Raw genomic sequence first — 22,062 nt, 5'->3', positions numbered from 1 at the left:
TATAGTCCAATAATACAATGTTTATTTAAAAAAAGCAATAGGTCTATACCAAATAAACAAAAAATAATGCTCCCTCAATGAGGCAGCATTATTTCGTTCAGTTATGTTATTCAACAGTCACACTTTTTGCTAAATTACGAGGTTTATCAACATCGTATCCACGATTTAAACTTGTGTAGTAAGCCAATAATTGTGCGGGTACAATACTAACTAGCGGCGTTAATAAATCAGAAACGTCTGGTAAGACGATTTGATCACCCTCATTTGCCAATGATTCCGTTGAAATGGTAATTGTATTTGCACCACGAGCTAAAACTTCTTGAACATTACCTCGTGTGTGGCTTGCAGTTGGCGCATCCGTAATGATTGCAACAACAGGTGTTCCTTCCTCAATTAAAGCAATCGTTCCATGCTTCAATTCACCGGACGCAAAACCTTCAGTTTGAACATATGAAACTTCTTTTAATTTTAACGCAGCTTCAATTGAAACATCATAATCAATCCCACGTCCAATGTAAAATGCATTACGCGTTTCACTTAAAAACTCTTTAGCCAAATCATTAATGGATTCTTTTTCATCAACCATAGCTTGCATAGCATTCGCAACTGCCGTTAGTTCATGATAGACATCATAGTCAATTGCTTTTGCTTGTCCCGTTACAGTTCCTAATGCTTTTGCTAAAAGTGCTTCGACGGCAATTTGTGCCGTGTAAGCTTTCGTTGAAGCAACCGCAATTTCTGGTCCTGCATGCAACAATAAAGTATATGTCGCTTCACGAGAAAGCGTTGAATTAGCTGAATTTGTAATGGTCAAACTTGGGTACATCATTTCGTTAACCTTGACAAGAACTTGACGACTATCAGCCGTTTCACCACTTTGTGACAAGAAAATAAAGAAAGGTTTTTCTGAAAGCAATGGCATATGATACCCAAATTCTGAGGCAACATGTACTTCTGTTGGCACGTTAGCCAAACTTTCGAACAACTCTTTTCCAACTAATCCTGCATGGTAACTCGTTCCTGCGGCAACAATATAAAGGCGGTCAGCGGCTTTCATTGCGTTTAGAATATGATCGTCAATCTTAACCGTTTCTTCGTTCTCAACGTACTCACTCAGCAAACGACGCATAACAGCTGGTTGTTCATCAATTTCTTTTAACATATAAAATGGATAAGCACCTTTTTCTGAGTCGCTATCATCCATTTCAACATGGTATGAATCGCGTGAAACTGCCTCACCATTTTTATTTTCAATTTCGATGGATCCTGGTTTAACAACAACCATCTCGCCATCCATTAATTCAATAAAATCATGAGTTTCTTTTAACATTGCCATAGCATCGCTACAAACAACATTGAATCCATCGCCCACACCGATTAATAAAGGACTTTTATTTTTAGCCACAAACAATGTTTCTGGTTCTTCACGATCCATCATCAAGAAAGCATATGAAGAACCCTCAAGTAATGATAAAACTTTTTTGAAGGCTTGTTTAGCCGTCAAATTTTCTTCATCCGCGAAATAACCAATTAGTTGAACGACAACTTCTGTATCTGTTTCACTCACAAAGTTAACATCTTTTAAATATTGCGCTTTTAGTTCAGAAAAATTAGTAATCACACCGTTATGCACAAGATAGAAACGACCATCTTCAGAAACGTGAGGATGAGCGTTAAACTTACTTGGCACACCATGAGTTGCCCAACGTGTATGTCCAATTCCGGCAGTTCCATGAATGTTATCATCAATGGCTGATTTTAAGTTTGAGATTCGACCCGCTTCCTTCACGAGATAATCCTCACCCGTTTGGTTATCCACAAAAATACCTGCTGAATCATAACCTCGGTATTCCAATTTCTCTAATCCATTAATTAAAATCTCAACAGTATTTTTCTTTCCTGTTACGCCAACAATTCCACACATAGTTTATATCATCCTTTTTAATTGTATTTTAAGTTATTTTTAAAATTGGTATAGATGTCTAATAAATAAGTAACCCCTATCAATATCTATTAATATACCTTTCTGTAATTATATTGTCAACAATTATTATATTGGTCTACATAAAATATATGTAAATGTACAAAAAAAGAGTTATTTGAATTTTCATTCAAATAACTCTTTAATAACGTTTTAAACACCCATTTCAGTCTGAACAGTTTGCACAATGCGATCCACATAGGCTTTAACTTCCGTCTCTGTTGGGGCCTCAGCCATAACACGTAATAAGTTTTCAGTTCCACTAGGTCTAACAAGAACACGACCGTCACCGGCTATTTCTGCTTCAACTTCTGTGATACTATCTTTAATTTTTTGATTATTCAATGCGGCTTGCTTATCCGTTACTTTTACATTCACAAGTTCTTGTGGATAAGTTTGCACTGCCGCAGCCAATTCAGACAATTTCTTACCCGTTTTCTTCATAACGTTTAGTAATTGAATAGCGGTTAACATGCCGTCACCAGTTGTATTGTAATCTAAGAAAACAATATGTCCAGATTGTTCGCCACCAACGTTGTACCCGTCGGCACGCATTTTCTCAACGACATAACGATCACCAACTTGCGTCTTAACTGATGTTAAGTTTGCGGCTTCAAGCGCTTTGTACAAGCCAATGTTACTCATAACCGTAGTTACAACCGTTTCTTTTTTCAAACGACCGCGTTCATTCATGTATAAACCACAAATATACATGATTTTATCGCCATCAATAATATTACCTAATTCATCAACAGCAATACATCTATCGCCATCACCATCAAAAGCAATTCCAGCTTGGAGTTTCTTTTCGACGACTAACTCAGCCAAGCCTTCTGGATGCGTTGACCCAACGCCTGCATTAATATTTAATCCATCGGGCGATGTTGCCATTGTTTCAAAATCTGCGTTTAAATCTGCAAATAAACGTGAAACAAGACCACTTGTTGCACCGTTAGCAGAATCAATACCAACGTGTAAGCCTTCTAAATCATCAGGAATTGTTTGTTCGAGGAATTGTGTATATTTTAAAACGCCTTCCGGGTAATCTGTCAACGTACCGAGGCCCTCACTATCAGGTCTTGGTAGATCATCAGAATCTTTTTCTAAAAGAACTTCAATTTCTTCTTCTTGTTCATCTGATAATTTATATCCATCCCCACCGAAAAATTTAATTCCGTTATCTTGAACGGGGTTATGTGATGCTGAAATCATAATACCAGCAACGGCATTTTGTGCACGTACAAGGTAAGCCACACCAGGTGTTGAAATAACGCCCAATGAGAGTACTTCAATCCCGACAGATAATAATCCCGAAATTAAAGCTTGTTCTAACATTTGACCAGAAATACGTGTATCGCGGGCTACAAGTACCCGAGGTCTATCGTTATTTTCAAGTTGTGCATGTTCTGAGAGAACATAACCACCTAGACGGCCCAATTTAAATGCCAATTCAGGGCTTAATTCTTTGTTTGCAATACCTCTAACACCATCTGTACCAAAATATTTCATTAGTTTCTCCTCATTGATTACTTAGTTTAATGTATTCGTTGATTCACTCGTACTGTCAGAACTTGTCGCCGCTGATGAAGCAGAACTTTCACTACTCTCTGAACTCGAATCAGAGCTCGACGATGCCTGTTCAGATGTTGATTCACTATTCGTCGTCTCCGACGTTGCTGCCGTCCCACTAGAAACGTCAATCTTCACTTTAACAGATTTTGGTGATGCCGAGATTAAATTGTTCTTATCCAGATCAATATCAAGCGTTTTCGTAACGGAATCTTTAATATTGTTTATTGGCACGACAACATCAATTTTGCTCAGGCTGTCCAACGTTGCTTTTGTGCCCGTAACAGTCACTTGCTTTGTATCACTAGAAAATTTATATGTTTTCCCAGATACACCTGATCCACTCGAAACAAAATTCAACGATAATTTTTTGGTTGTCTTAGTACTCTCAACCGGTATTGTGACACCAACCGTTTGTGGTGTTACAACAACATTTAGCGTTTTCCCATCCGCATCCAAGGCCTCAAGCAATACTTCTTGTGAAATTGTAGATTTTATTTGATTACTCTTCATATTAACTTGTGCAACAACTTCTGAAATAGCGTTCACATCATCTGATGCTCCTGATACGGAAACCGTATTGTTATCTAGTACCGGCGTTCCACTCTTATACCCTTGGGCTAAGCGACGTTCATTGAACTTAACCTGAATAGGGAAGGTAGCCGTCTTACGCTTTTGTATCGTAACATCAATTGTAGCAGGATTAATTTTATAACTAATCTCTTTGTTTAATCCCTCCGCCTGCAATTTAACCGTGTGTTTACCAGGCTTTAATCCCTTTAAATCAGCATAAACGCTAAAGTTTTGTGTATTCACAGTAGTTGTAACCAAAGCACTTGGTCCATCCAGCGTTAGCTTTACATTTTTAGGGTATCCGGTAATGAAATATTTATCATTATCTGCTGAAATTTGCAGACCAGTATTAATTGTTTTTGATGTATTCGCAACTAAACTCGTTTTCTTTTCATCAGAAAGATTATTCGTATTTGATAATTGATCATAGTTCACATAGACAAATAATAGAATTGCTAAAATTAAAGACGTTCCAATATAAAACGAACGACTATTAAAAAACTTATTTAGATTCATTTTTTATTCCCCCTGTGTCCGAAATTTTCAAAAAATTCCCAGAAAGGATTGTTCTTTTTATCATCATCTTTGATTAATTCAGTATTCAATAATTTAAGATAATCTTCTTGTGACAGATCACGAATCAGTTGATTGTTACGTGTAATTGTAACAGCGCCCGTTTCTTCTGACACAACGATTGTAATCGCATCTGTGACTTCACTTATTCCGACCGCGGCACGATGCCGAGTTCCCAATTCTTTCGGAATTAAGTTACTTTCAGATAGCGGTAAATATGCCGCCGCAACGGCAATTTTATTGTCCTTAATGATCACAGCACCATCATGTAAAGGTGTATTAGGAATAAAAATGTTGATTAATAATTCCCCAGTAATTTCAGCGTTCAATGCAATACCAGTTTCGATATAATCTTCCAACCCGGTATTCATCTGAATCGTAATTAATGCGCCAATTCGACGTTTCGACATATACTGAATGGCAGAATCTAACCCGGCAATCATATGTTTCTCATCTTTATTTTTTTGTTTCCCTCTCGCAAAAAAAGACCCTCGACCAAGGTGTTCCAAACCACGCCTTATTTCCGGTTGGAAAATAACGACCATGGCAATGACACCCCAATTGATAACTTGATCCATAATCCAAGATACCGTTTGTAACCCAACAACTACACTAATTAGCTTAATCACAACAATAATAATGATTCCTCTAAAAAGTTGAACTGCTTTGGTTCCTCTTAAAAGTACCATGAGTTCATAAACAACAAACCAGACAACAATAATATCCAGTATGTTAACCATGTGTCCCCATGTTACAAGACCACCCCAGTTAATGGACATCACTCGGCCTCCTCTATTTTATTAACCGTTTTATTATACCACGTTGTCGAATCCGTTTCCTTACCCCCATTAATTTTTCTATAATTTGTCAGATAATAATTTTATTTCAACGTATTTTTTGCTACACTTAGAACATTATAGAAAAGGAAGCCCATTTATGACAAATACGAACGTGAAAAACGGTATCAGATTATTCTTTTTAGCTTACTTAATTATGATTTATTTATTTATTTCGAGCCAGGAAATACAGTTTAGTTTTCTATTACTTAATACCTTTCTGGGCTATCTACCAATCGAGATAGCCTTTCATCTCAAAAAAAATCAGTCCAGTGGTTGGTTTTGGGTACTAACACTTATCTGGTTGTTCTTTTACCCAAATGCGCCATACTTACTAACTGATCTTTTTCATTTAACGATGTTGCGACCATACGATATCACAACTGGCTTAATTAAGTTGGATATTCATATGTGGTTGAATTACACCTATCTAATGGTTAGTACAATGTCATGTACGCTACTTGCACTCGTTGGTCTTTCTCAAATTGCTGACCAGATCAAAGACAGATTACATTTTACGGCAGTTTATTCTCGTTACGCCATTATTTTTGTTCTCACGATTCTAGCATCTATCGGCGTCTATGTCGGTCGCTTTTTGAGATTACATACCGTCTACCTACTCACATCGCCCAAATGGGCATTAAAAATGATAGGCGATATGTGGAATATTAAAATGCTCGCATTTGTCGTCTTATTAACCATTGTCCAATTAATCATTATTATTAGTTTGGAAATATATCGTAAAACAATAAAATAGGAGCGTTTCGCATACAAAATGCGAGACGCTCCTATTTTAGTCTTCTTCGGAAAGCATAATAACATTTTCAGAGTAATTAATATATTCGCGTAATCTTGATGCTAATGACCACGTAATATAACCCTGTTCCATCAATTCCTGCATTGCCGTACGCTCTGCCGCAATGGCCTTTAATCTTAACTGATAACTTTGCTCCTCAGACTCAGAGCGATCAAATTCTTTAGTTAATTTTAAAGTTTCAATACGGTTACGATAATACACAATCAAATGATATATAGCCTGTTGATTAAATTGCTGATTAACATCATCAGATTTTTTTACGTAAGTTGATAGTGCCTTAATTGCTGCCTTAGCCAAAGCTTTTTCAATATTTCGTCGTTCATAAACTTTCTTCAATTCGGTTTCGGAGAAAAATGCCCGCCTAGCCATCTTACCTATCTGTCTAGACGCATATTTAATATTTCTAACCGTAACAAACGATATTTTTCGATTGTTTATTTGACTTAATTTTGCTTTTTGCTTCATAATTTTTTTATTAATAATTGCATAGTTTTGATCACTAATTGCATTTTTTAATTTCATCTTATCCAATGCTTCCAGTTCACCATCTAAAGCTATCCGTCTGATATTTGCCTCTTCTTCAACAATTTGACGCAATCGTTCATCATCCTGATCAGAAAATTCAAGTCGTCGAATCATAAATTGATATTCCAAAATTAATTCATAAGCCACTTTTTGATTACTTTCCCGTCGTTCAGACTCCAACCGACTAATTGCAACGCGCATAATATAAATACGCGCTTGTTTTTCATTAAATTGCGTGTTTCCATCCTCAGAAATAATTATTTCATCATCAACCAATCCATCTGATGATTCATTATTAGTTTTCATTATGTCTTTTTCTTTGGTAAGAATAGGTAATATTAATATTGCGGCCAACAAGCTTAAAACAATAATGCCACCAGCAATAAATAACATTAACGACCGTTCCGGAAAAGCATCGCCAGATTTTATTATCATCGGTACCGTTAGAACACCGGCCATCGTAATTGCGCCACGAACGCCTGAAAATCCTGATATCAATGAAATACGCCAACTTGGTGTCTCTGTATTTTTCGATTTACCTTTCTTCGAAATAAATAACATATTGACGTAGGTCCAAATAACACGGATTAAGACTAAGAATAGCCAAACGACGACGACATCGACAATGGCCGAAAAAGTATTACTATTATTATCCTCTATCGTATTCGACATTGCGATTGGCAATTCAATCCCTAAGATAATAAATACAAATCCATTCAGTAGATAAACAACAATCTCCCACGTTTTTTCGGTAACTAATTTAATTTCAGGTAAATAAGTTGCAAAACTATTTTTACGCGTACTTGAGATAACACCCGCAACGACTACTGAAATAACACCAGAAGCATGCAGAAATTCTTCCGTAAACATAAAAATGATAAACGGCGTCAAAATTTGTAGTATCGTGTTAAACACAACATCATTAATTCCTTGTCTCATCAAAAAATCGCGAATAGTTGAAATCAATAACATCAAGACCGCTCCAGAAATAAATCCGACAATCGCAATGTAAGTAAAATCACCGAACGCTTCGCTAAAAGAAAAATATCCCGTTACGGCAGCGGCAATTGCATATTTAAAGGCAATCAGTCCACTCGCATCATTGATTAAACTTTCACCGCTGACTAGATTTAGTATATTTCTTGGTAATTTAGCTTTCTCTGCAATTGATTGAACTGCGACCGGATCCGTTGGTGATAAAATAGCGGCCAACGCGAATCCCACGGCTAAAGGCATCTTTGGAATTAAAAAATGAATAAAAAATCCGCCGGCAACCGTGGTCAAAAAGACCAGTAAAATGGCATTCGCAAAAATGGCGCCTCTTAATTTCCAAAGCTCTCGTTTTGGAAATTTCCGACCATCATTGAATAATAATGGTGCAATAAAGAGTAATAAGAACCAATCAGTTTCCAATTCAATTGAGATTTTAAAAATTAAAGCAACAATAAATCCCAATGTAATCTGAATTAAACCAACCGGTATCGAAACCAGATAGTGACTGATCACGTTTGATAATAATACAAGCGCAGCTAAGACAATAACTGATTCAAGTAGTGGCATTAACCATCTTCCTCTCTTTTAGTCTTCTCCGATAATCCTAACTTCTGTCTCTAATTTAACATTAAATTTTTCCCAAACGGTATCTTGCACGTGTTTAATAACGTTCATGTAATCCGTTGCTGTTGCACCGTCCACGTTAACAATAAACCCGGCATGCTTTGTTGAAACCCGAGCGCCACCGACTTGGTAGCCTTGCAATCCAGCGTCATGTATTAGTTTACCAGCAAAGTACCCTTCTGGTCGCTTAAAGACACTTCCGCATGATGGATATTCCAAAGGTTGTTTCGAGGCACGTAAAAAATTAAAATTATCCATAGTTTCACGAATTTCATGCTTATTACCTTCTTTTAAGATAAAAGTTGCTTCTAAAATAATGTCATGGTCATCTTGAATCTGGCTATGTCGGTAACCAAAGTTCATTTCTTCGTTAACCATAGTTTTCACATAGCCTGCACGCGTGATAACACTCACTTCAGTTAAAACTTGGCAAATTTCACCACCGTAGGCACCGGCATTCATAAATACCGCACCACCAACGCTCCCAGGAATTCCGGCAGCAAATTCAAAATGAGTTAACCCAGCTTGGTATGCTCGTTCGGTCGTTTCAATTAGAGATGCACCCGCTTGAGCCATAATTTTTGTACCAGATACGGTAATCTGATCCATATCCGTTAAAATAATGACAAGTCCACGAATCCCACCATCTTTTACAACAAGGTTACTTGAGTTACCTAAAACAGTTAACGGAATACCATTTTCGTTGGCCATATTAACAAGAAGTTTAACTTCCGCAACCGTATTGGGAAAAGCTAAGACATCTGCCATACCACCTGTTTCGGTATTGGTATATTTAGCAAGCGGTTCTTTTTTTAAAATTCTCATAGTTGGAAAAAGTTCTACAAATGTATCATATTTCATTATTTATTCGATTCCTTTCAACATTTAGCGATTCCTTTTATTTTAACACGTTCATCGTTTATTTTTCTAATTTATCACATAAACAGCTGACTTTTAATTTTATTATCTAACTGGTATACTTTGTTAACATTATCGGACCGGGCGTATCTTTGTATCCCGGCTATTATCCCAGATTAAAAAGGAGTCGCCTATGAATTTTGTCACAATGGATTTTGAAACTGCTAATAATCAACGTCACAGTGCCTGTTCAATTGCCCTAACAGTCGTTCGAAACAATCAAATCGTCGATGAATTCTACTCGCTTATCAAACCTGAAACATCTTTTAATTGGCGAAACGTTCAAATTCATGGCATTCATGAAGAAGATGTTGCCTTCGCACCTAAATTTCCGGAATTATGGTCACATATTTCGCCACTCTTTCAAAATAACAGCTTAATCGTGGCACATAATGCGCCATTTGATAATAGCATTTTGCATAATACTTTAGATTATTACGGCTTGGAAACACCTAAATTTTTGCTACTCGATACAGTTAAAACAAGTCGTAAACTATTTCCAGATTTTCCAAACCATAAATTAAACGCCGTCTGTGATGAATTAGATATTAAATTAACGAATCACCATAACGCATTAGATGATTCAGTTGCCTGTGCTAATATTTTACTGTATCAAGAAAATAATTTTGGTCAAGACAGCTTAAAACCATTCGTTAAACCAGCTTAATAACTGTCATCAAACTATGTCAGGGGGAATTATGATGTCAATTTATGATTATCAAGTCACACTAGAAAATGGTGACGTTTACTCACTTGAAAAGTACACGGGACATCCACTCTTAATTGTTAATACAGCGACAAAATGTGGTTTTGCACCACAATTTAAACAGTTGGAACAATTATATGAAGATTATCAGGATCAGGGTTTAGTCGTTCTTGGTTTTCCTTCTAATCAATTCCATCAAGAACTCGACGATGATGCACAGGCCGCCGCGGTTTGTCGGACGACATATGGCGTTACGTTTCCGATGCACACAATTCAAAATGTTAATGGTAAAGATGCGTTACCGTTATTTACGTATTTAACCGAAGAAACAAAAGGTACTTTTGGTCGCTCAATCAAATGGAATTTCACTAAATTTTTGATCAATCCTGACGGAAAAGTTGTTAAGCGATTTGCGCCTAAGACTGATCCATTAAAAATGATCCCTGAAATTGAAAAATTAGTTCGATAACATAAAAATGGTTGATAACCCTAACTGGGTTATCAACCATTTTTTTTAGTTAACTGTTCAAGCATCTGCGTATATTGTGATCCGTAACTATCAAGTTTAATGACACGACGATTGTCGTCATCTTCATCTTTCAATAAAGTAATTCTTAACGAGTCATCTGGTAATTCATCTTGAATAAATTCGGACCACTCAACAACACTGACGCCATCAGAGTTAAAGTATTCATCTAACCCTAAATCTGCACCGCCCATTCCTTCAAGACGATAAACATCCATATGGAATAGTGGCAGACGGCCTTCACGATATTCTCTGACAATTGGAAATGTCGGACTTTTAACATTTCGCGTAATCCCTAACCCAACGGCTAGGCCCTTCGCGAAAGTTGTCTTTCCCGCACCTAAATCGCCATCTAACAGTAAAATCATGTTAGGTTCAACGAGTTGTCCTAATTTTTCCGCAATTTTTTGCGTTTCTTCAACAGAATTCACTTCAATATTCATTAATTATTTCACCCTATTACTCTAAGCTTTGTGCTGCAGTAATAATACCAACCTTGTAAATTTCTTCAACGTTAGCGCCACGAGACAAATCAGAAACTGGTTGGTTCAATCCCTGTAGAATTGGACCAATCGCTTCGAACCCACCCAAACGCTGTGCAATCTTATAACCAATATTTCCCGATTGTAATTCTGGGAAGATAAAGACGTTCGCATGTCCGGCAACCTTTGAATCGGGTGCTTTTTGTTCACCAACACTAGGCACAAAAGCCGCATCAAATTGCAGTTCACCATCAATTGCTTCGTCTGGTGCTAATTTTTGAGCAATCGCAGTGGCTTCAGCAACTTTTGAAACTTCTGGAGATTTCGCTGAACCCTTTGTTGAAAAACTTAACATGGCAACTTTTGGATCAATATCAAAAATACGCGCAGTTTTGATACTTGCAATTGCCATCTCTGCTAACTCTTGAGCAGTTGGGTTAATACTGATTGCTGCATCAGAAAATAGATATTTTTCTGTATCATTATTTCTAGTCATAATAAAGGCACCACTTGTACGGCTAACGCCCGGTTTTGTTTTAATAATTTGTAATGCAGGGCGTACGGTATCACCAGTTGCGTGAACGGCTCCAGAAACCATACCTTCAGCAAGTCCCATGTAAACAAGCATCGTACCAAAATAATTAACATCACGTAACATTTCATCGGCTTGTTCTAGTGTGTTTTTACCATTACGGCGAGCCACAAAAGCTTCTTTCATTTCGTCAAAATCTGTTGTCGAATATGCCTTGGGATCAAGTAATTGTATGCCAATTCCTTCAATGGTTAAATTAAGTTGTGCTGCCAATGATTGGATTTTTTTTACATCCCCCAATAAAATAGGCTCTGCCAAGTTATCTTCCGCCAATTTAACGGCAGCTTTTAAAATACGTTCTTCTTCCCCTTCAGGAAAAACCAATTTAATTTTTTTACTTTCAATTTTGCTTTTTAAACTTTCAAATAATGACATTTTATTTCCTCCTATAATTAAACATTTATGGGTAATTGCCAATCAATTGGTTGCAATCCCCGACTCGTTAAATTCTGATTTATTTTTGAAAATGGTTTTGATCCAAAAAATCCGCGATAAGCAGCTAAAGGACTTGGATGAGGTGATGTTATCACAAAATTATGACCCGTATCAATTAATTTCACCTTATCTTGCGCTGACTTTCCCCATAAAACAAAAATAACTGGCTGATTTGATTCTGATAAGTGCTGAATAACAGCATCTGTTAACATTTCCCACCCTTGATTCCGATGAGAATTAGCGGCACCCTCTTGAACGGTTAAAACTGTATTCAGCATTAAAACACCCTGTTTCGCCCAATCTTTCAAATAGCCATGATTAACCGGTTGAATACCTAAATCCGACTCTAATTCTTTGTACATATTGCGCAAAGATGGTGGAATCTTTTCTCCTGGTAATACTGAAAAACTCAAGCCATGCGCTTGATGCTCTTCATGGTATGGATCCTGTCCAAGTAAACAGACCTTAACCTCAGCAAACGGTGTTAATTTAAAACTTTCAAAAATCCGATTTTGTTCCGGATAAATCGTCTTACTCTGATATTCATGATCAATAAAAATTTTTAAAGCGGTATATTTTGACTTTGCAAGCTCATTCGTTAAAAATGGTTGCCAGTCATTATCGACATTAATATTCATTACGCAGCACCTCATAAATCAAGTTTACCATATTACCGGACACAAAAATAAACGATTTGATTAAAATATTGAGCGGTTTCATGTTAAAATAAAACAAGTAAATATGATTAGAGGAGTGTTGAATTTATGATAAAAATTATTGCATCAGATATGGATGGTACATTACTGAATGATCAAATGGTGATTTCTGAAAAAAATGCCGATGCGATCAAACAGGCGCAAGCTTTAGGGGTCCATTTTATCGTTTCTACGGGTCGTGGCTATACTGAGGTTAAACCCTTAATTACGGCGGCTGGATTCAATAGTCCAATGATTACGTTTAACGGTGCAGAGGTTTTAAACGAAGATGGCGAAACACTTAACACCACACCCATCTCAGATGAAGTTGCTCAAACATTGGTTCAGTTATTTAAAAAAGAAGGTTTCTACTTTGAAATGACAACTTCAAATGGTGTTTATTCTGATAACCGTGCGAGCCGCATTCAAAACGTGGCACGCTTAATTTCAGATACAAACCCAGACACACCTTTTAAAATGGCTGTCTCACTGGCCGCTGCCAGACTTGAATTAATGAATATTAATTACGTTGATGATTATCAGACAGTAATCGATGACCCAAAAATTGATATCTTTAAGTTAATTGTTTTCAGTATGGATGGCCAAGAAAAATTAACACCTTTGAAAACAAAAATTGAAGCAGAAGACTCACTCGTTGTAACATCTTCTGCACCAACTAATCTTGAAATTAATAACATAAATGCACAAAAAGGGATTGCCCTTCAAGCGTTCGCTAAAGGATTAAACATCCCTATGTCAGACGTAATGGCTATCGGAGATAACTTAAATGATGTTTCAATGCTAAAAGTTGCAGGGGTTAGTTACGCCATGGAAAATGGCCATGATGAAGTTAAACGTATTGCCAACCATTCAGCAAAAACTAATTCTGAAGATGGCGTTGGTTTAGCAATTCTTGAACAATTAGCTGAAAAATAACCACCAAACTATAAAAACGACTAATCAGTTAGATTTTCTAATTGATTAGTCGTTTTTTATTTATTAAATACTAATTATTGTTTTTTATCATCTGGTCCATTTTTCTTTGAATCATTAGAATCCATTACGTACTGTTTAATTAACGCCACAATTTGTTTGTTTTGTGGTAAATCAGAATGTTCTGATTCATTTCCCGTAACCGTTATTTCGGTGTACGATTTCGCTTGATTTTGATAAATATATTTTCCGGCATTAACACTTTGATAAGGGACAATCCCATCATTCGTGTAGTTCTCTGTCCCAGCAATGGAGTACAGCACTAAGTCTGTTGGAATTTTCTTTCGATCCGCCACAAAATCTGCTAACATCTGTGTTCGTGTACTTTGATTTGTTTCCTCACCATTATATGGCGAACCAATCGTCATCAAGGTATTAATCGACGCAGCCTTATTATCAAAATATTTCTCTAAAAATGTCGTATAAATTAGGCCACCATTTGAATGTCCAATACCGCTGAATTGGTTAAACTTATACTTATCAGAAAGGTAATTAAATGCCGTGTTAAACCACTTGGCTTGTTTTTTTATGCTGCTATACCCATTTGAATTATCTTCAAAACCAACAACAATGAACGGTTGCATGTCACGCTTAGCTATCTTACCAGTGATTTTGAGCTCACCCGTTTTTTTCACCGTAATTTTCAATAAACTATGTGCACGATTCGTTGAAGTATTTAAAACGTCAATTAATTCATCAAAACGATTTTGAGTTGCGCTGCTTCCCGGGATTAAAATGACGGGATTCAACTTAGAATTATGGATAATCCGACTATTTTTAACTTTCTGACTATTCCACGTATTTGCCGGGATAATTATGGCTAAAAGACAGGTTAAAATGAGTATTCCCCAAAATAGATAACGACCCATTTTTCGTTTATTTTTCATTTAGGTCACCCCCATCGATAAGTGCTGCCTGATTATTCAATTTAACGAATGGAATATAAATTAAAACGGTAACGACTAGAACGATGCCTGAAACAAACAATGCACTCCAATGACCATTAGTTCCCAGAAATGCCATTAACGGTGCTGGTGTTGTTCTAGGTAAATTATAAACGGCTGGTGGCATCCACTTAAAATAAATAAAGAAGTAACCAATTATCATTGAAACAAGTGGCGATATTATAAATGGAATCATCAATATTGGATTTAAAATAATCGGCAAGCCGAACATTAATGGAAAGTTAATATTAACCAAACTCGGAATAATTGAAAATTTAGCTATCTTACGACTATTTTTATTTTTAGAAGCAACTAGAATTGCTATGATTAAAGACATTGTCATGCCCGTTCCACCAAAACTTCCAAAACTGTCATAAATAGTGTGAATTGAAATAGGAAAAGGAACACCGAATGATGTACCATGCTTTAAGGCATAACTTAAGTTACTGACAATTGAGGTATCATCCAAGCCCCCCTGCATAATACCCAAAGGTCCCGAAATACCGACACCAGATAAAATACTATTAAAAAAAGCTAAAAATAAAATAGTTATAATCAAATGCTTCGATTTCATTTCCGTTAGCCTAAACAAAGAATAAAATAACCCATTCACACCCATTTGATTAATCATTGAAGCTAGTAGCGTTAACCCAATCAAAATACCTAATACAATGGCTAGTGGAAGTAGTCCTCCCACGCCACGAGAAATGAACGTATATTGATCTACTTTTTCCTGCTTATTTCTAGGTGAGAACCATTTAAATATATAACCGACAAAAACGCCCAAAATTAAAGAAATAAAAATCCCTCTAATTCCTAGGTCTTGCATCAAAAACGTTTCCTGATTGCTATCAGAAGTGAAACTCGCTAAATTATAGTTTAAAACAAGCATCCCGATAGCTCCTGTAAAACCTGCTATTTGTTCATCTTTTTTAAACGATCTTGTCATGTACTTTGCACTTAGAAAGGCTGTCATGATTGCAATAAAATTCATCGTTACTGTATTAATAATTTCTAATACCTTTTTTATAACTTCTTCGTAAGGTAACCATGATGAAATATCGTATATTTGATTAAAGAATCCTTGCTTTGAAAAAACGCTAGAACTGAGAGCCATGCTAAGACTTCCGATAATAATAAATGGTAAAATAATTGCGAACGTTTTTTCAATTGCCTGGTAAGTAAAAGATTTTTTTATATATCGATCAACCTTTAATAATTTTTGTGAAAATCCTAACCATATCGTATTCATCAAATTCCCCCTCCAGTTGTATTTATTATAAACTATTAAAACACTAACGACCTCAATGTTCCCTTATTTCAAAAAAAGAAACCTGTTATGAACTAACCGGTTTCACTTCAATTCGTTAATTATCTACGCATTTAAGACTTTATTTAAGAAATCTTTTGTTCGGTCATTTTTAGGATGACTGAAAATTTCATCTGGTGTACTACTTTCTAAAATATAACCGTCAGCCATAAAGACAACACGATCAGCAACTTCTTTAGCAAACCCCATTTCATGCGTCACAACTACCATGGTCATACCATCTTTAGCAAGTTGTTTCATAACGTCTAAAACGTCTCCGACCATTTCTGGATCAAGCGCAGACGTTGGTTCGTCGAACAACATAATATCCGGTTTCATTGCCAATGCACGCGCAATTGCGACACGTTGCTTTTGTCCACCAGATAAAGAATTAGGCGCGGCATCAGCTTTATCACTTAATCCGACTTGGGCAAGTAATCGTTTTGCTTCTTCAACTGCTTCTTCTCTTGTTTCTTTCTTCAACTCAACAGGAGCTAAAATAATATTTTCAAGAACCGTTAAATGTGGAAATAAATTGAAATGCTGGAATACCATGCCAATATTTTGACGAATAACATTTAAATCCGTTTTTGCGTCACTAATATCATGGCCATCCACCACAATTGAACCAGAAGTTAAATCCTCCAGTTTATTCAAACAACGTAAGAATGTGCTCTTACCTGATCCAGAAGGTCCAATCATACAAACGACTTCTTTTTCCGCCACTGAAAGATCTAATCCCTTTAAAACTTCATTTGAACCATAGTTTTTCTTTAAATTTGTTACTTGAATTTTAGCTGCCATTATTTAATCTTCCTTTCGACTAAATTAGATAACCACGTTAATAGCGTAATAATTACGAGATAAATAACCGCAATAATTAGCCACATTTTGAACCCTTCAAGATTCCTTGCGATAATAATTTTACCGGTTTGTGTTAATTCTAAAATACCAATAACGGATAGAATTGAGGTATCTTTTAAGGTAATAATAAATTGATTAATAAATGACGGAATCATGATTTTAATTCCTTGTGGCATAATAACTTTCATCATTGCTTTACCATAGGGTAACCCCAAACTACGGGCCGCTTCCATTTGGCCATTATCAACGGCTTTTATACCACCCTTAACAAATGCGGCCGTATAGGCTCCCTCGTTTAACGTTAACGTGATAATTCCGGCAACGAATGCTGGAATCTTAGTCCCCGTTAAATTAGGGATACCGATGTAGATGAAGAATGCTAAGACAATCAATGGGAGTCCGCGGAAAATGTAAATTAACGTACTTGAAAGGCCATTAAGCCATTTATTCGGTGCAACACCCATCATTCCTAGAATAATTCCTAATACCGTCGCAAAAACAATTGCAACAATAGTGAGCAGCATCGTTTGTTTAAAGCCATCAAACAAGGTGCCACTATTTGTTTTCAATAAGCCTAAAATTGTTCGAGAGCTTTTTGAGTTCGAGTTAGCACTCTTGGCATTTGTACCCGTATACTTATCAACAATTTTTTTGTACTCGCCATTAGCCTTAAGTTTCTTTAAACCCGAGTTAAATTTTGTAAGTAATTCTTTGTTTGTACCCTTTTTAACGGCGAATCCATATTCACCTTTTTCATATGTTTCACCAACAATTTTCATTTTGATACCATTTTTAATTCCGTAAGCCAAAACGGGCTTATCATCAAAAGCAGCAACCGAATTACCTGTCATGACGTCATCATACATATTACTTGAATCATCAAATGTTGTCGTCGTAATGTTGTATTGCTTTTTAATTGAGTTAACAAATTCTGCAGAGGATGTTCCCACCTTGATGGCAACTTTTTTTCCTTTTAAATCATTTAATGATTTAATTGTGCTGTTGGTCCCAACTGCCATTGCTACACCAGAATCATAGTAACTCTCTGAGAAATCAAATTTCACTTGGCGTTCAGGAGAAACAGTCATCCCTGCCATTACACCGTCAATTTGGTTGGCTTCTAACGCCTGAACTGCTGCATTAAATCCCAAAGCCTTGATATCAACTTTGAATCCTTCTTCTTTAGCGATGGCCCGCATAATGTCCATATCAATACCAACGTACGACTTTCCGTCTTCTGCCTGGTATTCGAATGGTGCATAGGTCACGTCTGTTCCTATCGTATATGTTTTTTCTGCTGCGCTTACTTGACTACTATGTAAAAATAATCCAACCCCACATGCGAACATGAATGTTATGATCATTGACTGCCATTTTTTCATAATATCCTCCTCAAATTGACTTCATGTTACATAATATAACATATCCATTCTCAGCGCGCAATTGGGTTGTTTTGACAATTATTTCTATACCCTATACACTAGACTTATTCAGGAAAGGATGGTTTTTATGATTATTAGAAGAGCAACAAAAGAAGATGCACATGAGGTCGTTCCTTTAGTGAACATTATCTTAGAAGATATGGAAATCCCTATTCTTAAAGAGATTCCATTGCCTGACCTCTTCAAGGTATTGGAACTTGCATTCGAAACAGAAGATTACCGTTATAGTTATGGTCGCGTTCAAATTGCGGACATCGACGGTAAGGTTGCCGGAGTCGCCTTCGGTTACCCCGATGAAGATGAAGGCCATATTGATCACGCAATGAGTCAATTTTTCCCACAAATTGGTTTGCCTGAATCAACTGAGTTTTTCCCAGAATCAGAAGTTTTACCAGGCGAATGGTATCTCGATACACTTGCTGTTTCACCTGACTTCCAAGGCCAAGGAATTGGGACAACTCTTTTAGAGTCGTTACCAGAAGTTGCCCGTGCCGCTGGAAAGAACAAAATTGGTTTAAACGTCGATGTGGGAAACCCCAAAGCTGAAAAATTATATACTAAAATGGGCTTCAAAACGGTTGGCAACATGGTCATTAGTGGTCATGACTACCACCATATGCAAAAAGATATCTAATTAAAAAGTGGCTACCCAAAATTTGAATTTTAGGTAGCCACTTTTGTTATATTTTAATCTAAAACCTTAACAGTTACTGTTTTCCTACCCCATGCAAAACATCTCTCATTCGATAAGAAATGAACATCAATTCGATTTCCTTTAATGGCAGTTCCGGTATCACCGGCAACTGCCACACCGTAACCAGACACCCATACAACAGTCCCTAATGGAATAACTGTTGGATCCACAGCAATTTGTTGCGGATTACTTAATAAGCTCAAACCATATGAACCATGAGTTCCCATACCTGGTGCATTGGTTGAATAAGCCGTTGCTTCCATTTGTAAGATTTTCTTAGTTGTTTTACCAGAAGTATCATTACTTGCCTTTTGATCAGTTGACTCTATATTTTTTGTTGCCTTAGCATCAGCTTTCTTTTCTTCGGCTGCTGTTTTAGCATCTTCCTTCGCCTTTTTCTCTCTTGCTTCTTTTGATAATTCTTCATCTTTTGCTTTTTTTACTTTATCTAGCTCGCTTTTTGCATCACCTAAAGTGCCTTTTAAATCAGCCAATTGCTTATTCATTTTTTCTGTTTCTTGTTTAGCTTCAGATTGCTTAGACTTCAATGCTTTTTGTTCAACTTCTAACTTAGCCTTAGCTTCTTGCATGTCTTTAATATTAGCCGTGACATCTTGCATTGTTTTATTGTCAGCAGATTGTAAAACTGAAACCGCATAAACACGGTTAATAAAATCACCCGCATTTTTTGCTTCAAGAACGGCTGTTACCATTTTACTACTTGAATCATTAACCTGTAGACTTCTTAATCTATCTTTGGCATTTTCAATTCGAGTATCCAATTGCGCTTGTTCATCCTCAATTGATTTATCTTGTGAACCAATCTTATTTTCCTTATCAGAAACTTCTTGATTTAATTTATCAACTTTTGCGTACTCATCATTAATACTCGTTAATGATTTTGCAATATCTGTGTTTGCAGTTGTCACTTTTTCTTGCGCAGCAGATTCCTGCTTCTTCAAGTCGCTGATAGATGTTGCGCTAACAGAAACTGAGTTACCTAGTAGTCCAATCGCAATTACTCCGAGTCCAATAATATTTCTAATTTTCAAAATAATGCTCCTTTTTTATAAATACCTTAGCTATCTTATCCACAAAGTATAACGAACTGACAAGTCAGTCATGTGTCAATGGTATTACAAAACATCACTCATGTTACAACTCTGTGACTAATCCGCTATCATTTTCAGAAATAAACGCTTTATTAGCACGCATTTTCAAAACCGTTTCATTTTAGACTCAAAATATGCTATGATATGTAGATTATACAAACGAATAGTGAGGGTATTAAATGATAACTGTAAGTAATGTAAGTTTAAGTTTTTCAGACCGTAAATTATACGATGACGTCAATTTAAAATTCACGCCTGGTAATTGTTACGGACTAATCGGTGCTAATGGCGCTGGTAAATCAACATTTTTAAAGATTTTATCTGGTGAAATCACACCAAGTACGGGTAATATTTCATTGGATCCCAATGAACGTATGACAATGCTTCAACAAAATCATTATGGTTTTGAAGAATATACTGTTCTTGAAACTGTCATCATGGGTTATAAAGAACTTTATGCCATTATGAAAGCAAAAGACGCTATCTATGCAAAAGCTGATTTTTCTGACGAAGATGGTATCAAAGTTGCCGAATTAGAATCTGACTTTGCTGAAATGAATGGTTGGGAAGCTGAATCAGAAGCTTCAATGCTGTTACAAGGCTTAGGCTTTGGCGAAGATATGCAAGATAAAAAGATGAGCGAATTAACAGAAAGTCAAAAAGTTAAAATCTTGCTTGCGCAAGCACTTTTTGGTAATCCTGATGTTCTGCTACTCGATGAACCTACTAATGGGTTAGATATCAAATCAATTAACTGGTTAGAAGATTTCTTAATTAACTTCTCAAATACCGTTATTGTGGTTTCTCATGATAGACATTTCTTAAATAATGTCTGCACACATATGTGTGATGTTGATTTTGGTAAAATCAAATTATTCGTTGGTAATTATGACTTCTGGATGGAATCAAGTGCATTGGCTTCAAAACTTGCAAATGATTCTAACGAAAAGAAAGAAGCTAAAATCAAAGAATTGCAAGAATTCGTTGCACGATTTAGTGCCAATGCTTCTAAATCTAAACAAGCAACATCACGTAAGAAGATGCTTGAAAAAATTACGCTTGATGATATTCAACCTTCATCACGTCGCTACCCATTCATCAACTTTGAAATCGATCGCGAAATTGGTAATGATTTATTATCAGTTAGTGGTATTTCAAAAACAATTGATGGCGTAAAAGTTCTTGATAATATCTCATTTAGCTTGGGTAAGGACGACAAAACGGCCTTTACAAGTGAAACAGATATTGCTGTTACAACATTAATCAGAATTCTTTCTGGTGAATTAGAACCCGATACAGGTACTGTTCAATGGGGGGTAACAACCTCTCAAGCTTACCTTGCCAAAGATAATAATGATCAATTCGCCGATGAACATTTAACAATCATCGATTGGTTGCGTCAATTTGCTTCTAAAGCAGAAAGCGACAATACTTTCTTACGAGGATTCTTAGGTCGTATGTTATTCTCTGGCGAAGAAGTCGACAAAGAAGTTGGCGTCTTATCCGGTGGTGAAAAAGTTCGTTGTATGTTATCAAAAATGATGTTAACAAGAAATAACGTTCTTTTACTTGATGATCCTACTAACCATTTAGATTTGGAATCAATCACTTCATTGAATGAAGGTCTTTCAAATTATAAGAGTGCTTTATTATTCGGTTCTCATGATCGTGAATTTATTCAAACGATTGCTAACCGTATCATCGAAGTAACACCAAACGGTCTTGTTGATCGCGCGGACACAACTTATGATGAATTCTTGGAAAATAAAGATGTTCAAGATCAAATTGCTGGTCTTTACAAACAAGCTTAAATTAAAGTTAAACCAAAAAGGAAGTACCCAATGTTGAAATTGGGTACT

At 36.3% G+C, this 22,062-nt stretch carries 20 protein-coding genes; 6 read left to right on the top strand and 14 right to left on the bottom strand.

Going from position 1 to position 22,062, the window contains the following annotated elements:
• Positions 1-106: 106 nt before the first annotated feature.
• The 4 genes from glmS to cdaA all read right to left on the bottom strand — a co-directional run bounded on the left by glmS (position 107) and on the right by cdaA (position 5,475).
• The gene (gene glmS, locus N0K80_RS00495) at positions 107-1,924 is read right to left on the bottom strand and encodes a glutamine--fructose-6-phosphate transaminase (isomerizing) (RefSeq protein WP_269023443.1); all 1,818 of its coding nucleotides are present in this window, start codon (positions 1,922-1,924) and stop codon (positions 107-109) included.
• A 210-nt stretch (positions 1,925-2,134) separates the two neighbouring features.
• Complete coding sequence (gene glmM, locus N0K80_RS00490; protein ID WP_269023442.1) at positions 2,135-3,490, bottom strand: phosphoglucosamine mutase; 1,356 nt, start codon at positions 3,488-3,490, stop codon at positions 2,135-2,137.
• Positions 3,491-3,511: 21 nt separating this feature from the next.
• Entirely contained in the window at positions 3,512-4,639 is a 1,128-nt protein-coding gene (locus N0K80_RS00485) for a CdaR family protein (RefSeq protein WP_269007604.1), read from the bottom strand.
• Positions 4,636-5,475: a diadenylate cyclase CdaA gene (gene cdaA, locus N0K80_RS00480; RefSeq protein WP_146342349.1), complete on the bottom strand. Its 840-nt coding sequence runs from the start codon at positions 5,473-5,475 to the stop codon at positions 4,636-4,638. Before cdaA ends, N0K80_RS00485 begins: the two co-directional genes overlap by 4 nt.
• Before the next feature lie 157 nt (positions 5,476-5,632).
• Between cdaA and N0K80_RS00475 the strand changes: the two genes are divergently transcribed.
• Positions 5,633-6,289, top strand: coding sequence for a DUF1361 domain-containing protein (locus N0K80_RS00475; RefSeq protein ID WP_269023441.1), 657 nt, complete (start codon positions 5,633-5,635; stop codon positions 6,287-6,289).
• A 36-nt stretch (positions 6,290-6,325) separates the two neighbouring features.
• On the opposite strand, the gene N0K80_RS00470 is transcribed toward N0K80_RS00475, so the two are convergent.
• Both N0K80_RS00470 and murB read right to left on the bottom strand, forming a co-directional pair.
• Positions 6,326-8,434 carry a cation:proton antiporter gene (locus N0K80_RS00470; protein WP_269007602.1) on the bottom strand — a complete coding sequence of 703 codons (2,109 nt, stop codon included), beginning with the start codon at positions 8,432-8,434 and terminating at the stop codon, positions 6,326-6,328.
• A gap of 18 nt (positions 8,435-8,452) precedes the next feature.
• Positions 8,453-9,352 (bottom strand): UDP-N-acetylmuramate dehydrogenase, encoded by a 900-nt coding sequence (murB, locus tag N0K80_RS00465; protein ID WP_269023440.1) that lies wholly within the window; start codon positions 9,350-9,352, stop codon positions 8,453-8,455.
• Between the two features lie 190 nt (positions 9,353-9,542).
• Here murB and N0K80_RS00460 point away from each other — a divergent pair, with 190 nt between their 5' ends.
• Both N0K80_RS00460 and N0K80_RS00455 read left to right on the top strand, forming a co-directional pair.
• A complete protein-coding gene (locus tag N0K80_RS00460) occupies positions 9,543-10,076 on the top strand; it encodes a 3'-5' exonuclease (protein WP_269023439.1) in 534 nt (177 codons plus the stop codon).
• Between the two features lie 34 nt (positions 10,077-10,110).
• Positions 10,111-10,584, top strand: a complete 474-nt coding sequence (locus N0K80_RS00455; protein ID WP_269023723.1) for a glutathione peroxidase — start codon at positions 10,111-10,113, stop codon at positions 10,582-10,584.
• 32 nt (positions 10,585-10,616) lie between these two features.
• Here N0K80_RS00455 and tsaE read toward each other — a convergent pair whose 3' ends face one another.
• From tsaE to N0K80_RS00440, 3 genes are read right to left on the bottom strand one after another with little or no spacing between them, the layout of a single operon-like run.
• Positions 10,617-11,084 carry a tRNA (adenosine(37)-N6)-threonylcarbamoyltransferase complex ATPase subunit type 1 TsaE gene (tsaE, locus tag N0K80_RS00450; RefSeq protein ID WP_269023438.1) on the bottom strand — a complete coding sequence of 156 codons (468 nt, stop codon included), beginning with the start codon at positions 11,082-11,084 and terminating at the stop codon, positions 10,617-10,619.
• Between the two features lie 16 nt (positions 11,085-11,100).
• Positions 11,101-12,090, bottom strand: coding sequence for a phosphate acetyltransferase (gene pta, locus N0K80_RS00445; protein ID WP_269023437.1), 990 nt, complete (start codon positions 12,088-12,090; stop codon positions 11,101-11,103).
• 17 nt (positions 12,091-12,107) lie between these two features.
• Positions 12,108-12,788 carry a uracil-DNA glycosylase gene (locus N0K80_RS00440; protein WP_269023436.1) on the bottom strand — a complete coding sequence of 227 codons (681 nt, stop codon included), beginning with the start codon at positions 12,786-12,788 and terminating at the stop codon, positions 12,108-12,110.
• Between the two features lie 126 nt (positions 12,789-12,914).
• Here N0K80_RS00440 and N0K80_RS00435 point away from each other — a divergent pair, with 126 nt between their 5' ends.
• A complete protein-coding gene (locus N0K80_RS00435) occupies positions 12,915-13,781 on the top strand; it encodes a Cof-type HAD-IIB family hydrolase (protein WP_146302428.1) in 867 nt (288 codons plus the stop codon).
• A 74-nt stretch (positions 13,782-13,855) separates the two neighbouring features.
• Here the strand turns inward: N0K80_RS00435 and N0K80_RS00430 are convergent, their stop codons facing one another.
• The 4 genes from N0K80_RS00430 to N0K80_RS00415 all read right to left on the bottom strand — a co-directional run bounded on the left by N0K80_RS00430 (position 13,856) and on the right by N0K80_RS00415 (position 18,337).
• Positions 13,856-14,725: an alpha/beta hydrolase gene (locus tag N0K80_RS00430; RefSeq protein WP_269007596.1), complete on the bottom strand. Its 870-nt coding sequence runs from the start codon at positions 14,723-14,725 to the stop codon at positions 13,856-13,858.
• Positions 14,715-16,034, bottom strand: a complete 1,320-nt coding sequence (locus N0K80_RS00425; RefSeq protein WP_269023435.1) for a PTS transporter subunit EIIC — start codon at positions 16,032-16,034, stop codon at positions 14,715-14,717. Before N0K80_RS00425 ends, N0K80_RS00430 begins: the two co-directional genes overlap by 11 nt.
• 123 nt (positions 16,035-16,157) lie before the next feature.
• A complete protein-coding gene (locus N0K80_RS00420; protein ID WP_146302430.1) occupies positions 16,158-16,895 on the bottom strand; it encodes an amino acid ABC transporter ATP-binding protein in 738 nt (245 codons plus the stop codon).
• Positions 16,895-18,337 (bottom strand): amino acid ABC transporter substrate-binding protein/permease, encoded by a 1,443-nt coding sequence (locus tag N0K80_RS00415; RefSeq protein ID WP_407932673.1) that lies wholly within the window; start codon positions 18,335-18,337, stop codon positions 16,895-16,897. Before N0K80_RS00415 ends, N0K80_RS00420 begins: the two co-directional genes overlap by 1 nt.
• Positions 18,338-18,467: 130 nt before the next feature.
• On the opposite strand from N0K80_RS00415, the gene N0K80_RS00410 reads away from it, so the two are divergent.
• On the top strand, positions 18,468-19,031 hold the full coding sequence (locus N0K80_RS00410; protein ID WP_146342565.1) for a GNAT family N-acetyltransferase: 564 nt from the start codon (positions 18,468-18,470) through the stop codon (positions 19,029-19,031).
• A 53-nt stretch (positions 19,032-19,084) separates the two neighbouring features.
• On the opposite strand, the gene N0K80_RS00405 is transcribed toward N0K80_RS00410, so the two are convergent.
• Positions 19,085-20,143: a 3D domain-containing protein gene (locus tag N0K80_RS00405; RefSeq protein ID WP_269023434.1), complete on the bottom strand. Its 1,059-nt coding sequence runs from the start codon at positions 20,141-20,143 to the stop codon at positions 19,085-19,087.
• Between the two features lie 239 nt (positions 20,144-20,382).
• Here N0K80_RS00405 and N0K80_RS00400 point away from each other — a divergent pair, with 239 nt between their 5' ends.
• Positions 20,383-22,014, top strand: coding sequence for an ABC-F family ATP-binding cassette domain-containing protein (locus N0K80_RS00400; protein ID WP_057973729.1), 1,632 nt, complete (start codon positions 20,383-20,385; stop codon positions 22,012-22,014).
• Positions 22,015-22,062 lie beyond the last annotated feature (48 nt).

Origin of the sequence: Dellaglioa carnosa (assembly GCF_026948345.1) — a bacterium.
GTDB lineage: Bacteria > Bacillota > Bacilli > Lactobacillales > Lactobacillaceae > Dellaglioa > Dellaglioa algida.
The sequence above is the reverse complement of the archived record's forward strand: the minus strand, read 5'-3'. Positions and strand labels throughout refer to the sequence as shown.

What these genes read in the sequence shown, in the direction of transcription:
- glmS (WP_269023443.1), bottom strand. Translation starts at nt 1,924, where the DNA reads ATGTGTGGAATTGTTGGCGTAACAGGAAAGAAAAATACTGTTGAGATT.
- glmM (WP_269023442.1), bottom strand. Translation starts at nt 3,490, where the DNA reads ATGAAATATTTTGGTACAGATGGTGTTAGAGGTATTGCAAACAAAGAA.
- N0K80_RS00485 (WP_269007604.1), bottom strand. Translation starts at nt 4,639, where the DNA reads ATGAATCTAAATAAGTTTTTTAATAGTCGTTCGTTTTATATTGGAACG.
- cdaA (WP_146342349.1), bottom strand. Translation starts at nt 5,475, where the DNA reads ATGTCCATTAACTGGGGTGGTCTTGTAACATGGGGACACATGGTTAAC.
- N0K80_RS00475 (WP_269023441.1), top strand. Translation starts at nt 5,633, where the DNA reads ATGACAAATACGAACGTGAAAAACGGTATCAGATTATTCTTTTTAGCT.
- N0K80_RS00470 (WP_269007602.1), bottom strand. Translation starts at nt 8,434, where the DNA reads ATGCCACTACTTGAATCAGTTATTGTCTTAGCTGCGCTTGTATTATTA.
- murB (WP_269023440.1), bottom strand. Translation starts at nt 9,352, where the DNA reads ATGAAATATGATACATTTGTAGAACTTTTTCCAACTATGAGAATTTTA.
- N0K80_RS00460 (WP_269023439.1), top strand. Translation starts at nt 9,543, where the DNA reads ATGAATTTTGTCACAATGGATTTTGAAACTGCTAATAATCAACGTCAC.
- N0K80_RS00455 (WP_269023723.1), top strand. Translation starts at nt 10,111, where the DNA reads ATGTCAATTTATGATTATCAAGTCACACTAGAAAATGGTGACGTTTAC.
- tsaE (WP_269023438.1), bottom strand. Translation starts at nt 11,084, where the DNA reads ATGAATATTGAAGTGAATTCTGTTGAAGAAACGCAAAAAATTGCGGAA.
- pta (WP_269023437.1), bottom strand. Translation starts at nt 12,090, where the DNA reads ATGTCATTATTTGAAAGTTTAAAAAGCAAAATTGAAAGTAAAAAAATT.
- N0K80_RS00440 (WP_269023436.1), bottom strand. Translation starts at nt 12,788, where the DNA reads ATGAATATTAATGTCGATAATGACTGGCAACCATTTTTAACGAATGAG.
- N0K80_RS00435 (WP_146302428.1), top strand. Translation starts at nt 12,915, where the DNA reads ATGATAAAAATTATTGCATCAGATATGGATGGTACATTACTGAATGAT.
- N0K80_RS00430 (WP_269007596.1), bottom strand. Translation starts at nt 14,725, where the DNA reads ATGAAAAATAAACGAAAAATGGGTCGTTATCTATTTTGGGGAATACTC.
- N0K80_RS00425 (WP_269023435.1), bottom strand. Translation starts at nt 16,034, where the DNA reads ATGAATACGATATGGTTAGGATTTTCACAAAAATTATTAAAGGTTGAT.
- N0K80_RS00420 (WP_146302430.1), bottom strand. Translation starts at nt 16,895, where the DNA reads ATGGCAGCTAAAATTCAAGTAACAAATTTAAAGAAAAACTATGGTTCA.
- N0K80_RS00415 (WP_407932673.1), bottom strand. Translation starts at nt 18,337, where the DNA reads ATGAAAAAATGGCAGTCAATGATCATAACATTCATGTTCGCATGTGGG.
- N0K80_RS00400 (WP_057973729.1), top strand. Translation starts at nt 20,383, where the DNA reads ATGATAACTGTAAGTAATGTAAGTTTAAGTTTTTCAGACCGTAAATTA.